General features: G+C 41.6%; 1 protein-coding gene. It reads left to right on the forward strand.

Annotated features, from left to right (window positions below; genetic code table 11):
* A partial coding sequence (locus JEM65_RS21200) for a beta-N-acetylglucosaminidase domain-containing protein (protein ID WP_199603716.1) occupies positions 1-219 on the forward strand: 219 nt, incomplete at both ends.

The following is a 219-nucleotide window of genomic DNA, read 5'->3' on the forward strand; positions in this document are numbered from 1 at the left end:
CGATCCTTACCACAGCTCACCAAACTGGAGAAAACCTTATCCTGGGGATGAAGCAGCTCAGTTAAAAAAGTTAATAGATAAAGCTGAAATGAACCATGTAGATTTTGTTTGGGCAGTACATCCAGGTAAAGACATCAAATGGAATGATGAGGACCGCGCTGTCCTACTCCATAAATTCGAATTGATGTACGATTTAGGGATTCGTTCTTACGCCGTGTT

Origin of the sequence: Gelidibacter salicanalis (assembly GCF_016469035.1) — a bacterium.
In the GTDB taxonomy this organism is placed as follows: Bacteria; Bacteroidota; Bacteroidia; order Flavobacteriales; family Flavobacteriaceae; genus Gelidibacter; species Gelidibacter salicanalis_A.